Annotated in this window: 3 protein-coding genes; 2 read left to right on the forward strand and 1 reads right to left on the reverse strand. The window is 40.9% G+C overall.

Translation table 11 applies throughout. The features are described 5' to 3' along the window. Both NWQ57_RS13460 and NWQ57_RS13465 read left to right on the forward strand, forming a co-directional pair. The coding region (locus NWQ57_RS13460) for a sigma-54 dependent transcriptional regulator (protein WP_306022672.1) at positions 1-1,058 on the forward strand (1,058 nt) is incomplete at its 5' end. Continuing rightward, positions 1,039-2,310: a PAS domain-containing sensor histidine kinase gene (locus NWQ57_RS13465; protein ID WP_306022673.1), complete on the forward strand. Its 1,272-nt coding sequence runs from the start codon at positions 1,039-1,041 to the stop codon at positions 2,308-2,310. The genes NWQ57_RS13460 and NWQ57_RS13465, both read left to right, overlap by 20 nt. A 112-nt stretch (positions 2,311-2,422) precedes the next feature. On the opposite strand, the gene NWQ57_RS13470 is transcribed toward NWQ57_RS13465, so the two are convergent. Beyond that, positions 2,423-2,751: cytochrome b/b6 domain-containing protein (locus NWQ57_RS13470; RefSeq protein WP_306022674.1), on the reverse strand; the 329-nt coding region annotated here is incomplete at its 5' end.

Raw genomic sequence — 2,751 nt, forward strand, 5'->3', positions numbered from 1 at the left:
ATTTTATTGAAAAACCCTGGAAAAATCAGCGTTTATTACAAGTCATTACTCAGCAACTCACGGTTACCGGTTTAAAAAAACAAAATCAAAAATTACAACAACGTTTAGACAATGCGCAAGGTCCACAAGAGGATTATCAGTGGCGTTCCCCTTGTATGCATGAATTGATGATGCAGATTGATAGTGTGGCGAATACTAAAGTAACTCTATTGTTAACGGGTGATAATGGTACTGGAAAAAGTCAATTAGCCAGTTATATTCATAGGCAATCTGCGCAGGCTCCAGGACCGTTTATCGCGGTGAATATGGGCGCAATATCAGAAACACTGTTCGAAAGTGAAATGTTTGGTCACACGAAAGGCGCTTTTACTGATGCTAAATCTAACCGGGTAGGGCGTTTTGAATTAGCGAAAAACGGTACGTTATTTTTAGACGAAATTGCCAATATTCCCTTATCTCAACAAGCGAAATTATTGCGAGTACTAGAAAGTGGTGAATATGAAATACTAGGCGCTAGTCAAACTCAATATACCCACATTCGTTTGATTTGTGCCAGTAATGGTAATTTCAAAGACTTAATTGCCAAAGAGTTATTTAGAGAAGATCTCTATTATCGGGTCAATACCATTGAGTTGCGAGTGCCCTCATTGAAAGAACGACAAACCGATATTGTGCCCTTGGCTGAACATTTTATTGCGCTGTATTGCAAAAAATATCGGAAAGCGATTATTGCACTAAGTGCAGATGCGGCTATTGCACTTCAAGAATATCACTGGCCAGGTAATATTCGTGAATTAAGCCACTTAATGGAACGGGCCGTGTTGTTGTGCAGAAATACTGAATTAGCGGCGAGTGAACTGAATATCAATGTAGTCAACAGCAAATGCAGCGTAGACGACCAACTGCCTATGATTACGTTAGAAGAAGCAGAACGCCGTCTTATCACCCAAGCTCTCAACAAAGTTGACCAACACATTCCCAAAGCGGCTACCTTGTTAGGCTTAACCAAATCATCGCTTTATCGACGTTTAGAAAAATATGCCGATCTTCAAAAGTAGTTCCTTAGGTACCTATATTATTCAGGTAACGACAGCATTTGCTGCCTTACTACTCCTAGCTATATTTGCCTTGCTCCTACAAAACGAATGGCAGGCATGGAATATTGGTTTAACTTTGGTGATTGTGAGTTTGGCCTTGGCCATGTTCATCGCCCATTTTAAACATCGCATTCTGACGTCTTTTGAGCGCGCCTTGTTGCACATCGAAGCGGTCAAAGTCGAAGACTACAATCAATACGCTAAATCCGAGTTTAGTCAGGGCGTAACAGCTGATTTTCATCATGAGCTGGCGCAGTTAAGCGCTAAAATGCAGTCGCATAAGTCCCAATATGACCAACATGCTTTGTTGCTGTATCAGCTTATTGATCAGCTCGACACACCAATGATGGTATTTAATCAAAAACAAAAACTGACTTATGCTAATTCGGCTTTTTCAGTGTTATACGAGCAACCGTGGCAAATGTTTCGTTTAGCATCGCCTAAGTTATTAGGTTTAAAACATGTTGATGGTGCTTGGCAATTACCCGACAAACAAGGCCAGTGGCACGTTAGCCAGAGTGAGTTTATTGATGGCGGAGAGCGCCATCAGCTGCTGGTATTTACTAATATCGACTCAGCTATTCGAGCCAGTCAATTAAATGCGTGGCAGCAAATCATTCGAGTGATGAGTCATGAAATTCGCAACTCGTTAACACCCGTGTCTTCACTGGCAGAAAGTCTGGCGGATAAATTTGCTGAATCACGAGAAAAACACGCCTTGGCAGTGATTTCTGAACGTTGCCATCATCTGCAAGACTTTGTAAATCGTTACTCTTCATTGTCACAACAACTCAATTTACAGCTTCATGTCATCGACACCAAACTATTTGCTCAGCGACTACAAGGCTTATTTACGGGCTATAACTTATCGTGCAGCGTTGAAAGCACAAGCTTGTGGGCAGATGCTACTTTTATTGAACAAGTATTGATTAATCTGATTAAAAACGGATTTGAAGCAGAAGCCCGAAGCGTACAGGTACACTTTAACGAAGCCAAGAATAAATCAGTGATTCACATTATTGACGACGGAACGGGGGTGGCGAATACCGACAACCTATTTGTGCCCCTTTTCACCACCAAGCAACAAGGCCAAGGCATTGGTTTAACGTTTTGTCGTAACATTATTGAACAGCATGGCGGCACCATTGAATTGACTAATAATGTTCAACAACCGGGCATGACAGCGACCCTGTTGCTACCACTAAAACTATGATAAGCAAAGCGCCTCATTCACCAATGTTTAATCGCCACATCATCCAATCTGCTATAGCCTACCCAATAGAAAGTGCTTTGATAAATACTTGTAGATACTAGTTCAGACGACGTTATGGTTTCCTTTTTCCTGTAATCATTGGCTTAATTAAAGAAATTTTACCCCACCAAGCAATAAAAAATACAGCTGCTATGTGTATCAGCACGAATACATACAACACATCTGACAATATGGAATGAATATCTTCAAGTAGTGAGCTACCAAAAAAATAATCTACTTCTTCCAGCATAAATCCAGTGATTGCCAATCCAATAAAAAGCAACCATGTAAAAAGGATCATCAACCAACCTATAGGGTTGTGGCCAGTCTTAGCGGGTATCTTTCTATTTTTGAGGTGAGAAAAGTGCAATGCAAATTTGTCTAAACCTAGCCTGACGTGCG

It is taken from the genome of Paraglaciecola sp. (assembly GCF_030730205.1).
GTDB lineage: Bacteria > Pseudomonadota > Gammaproteobacteria > Enterobacterales > Alteromonadaceae > Paraglaciecola.

What these genes read in the sequence shown, in the direction of transcription:
- NWQ57_RS13465 (WP_306022673.1), top strand. Translation starts at nt 1,039, where the DNA reads ATGCCGATCTTCAAAAGTAGTTCCTTAGGTACCTATATTATTCAGGTA.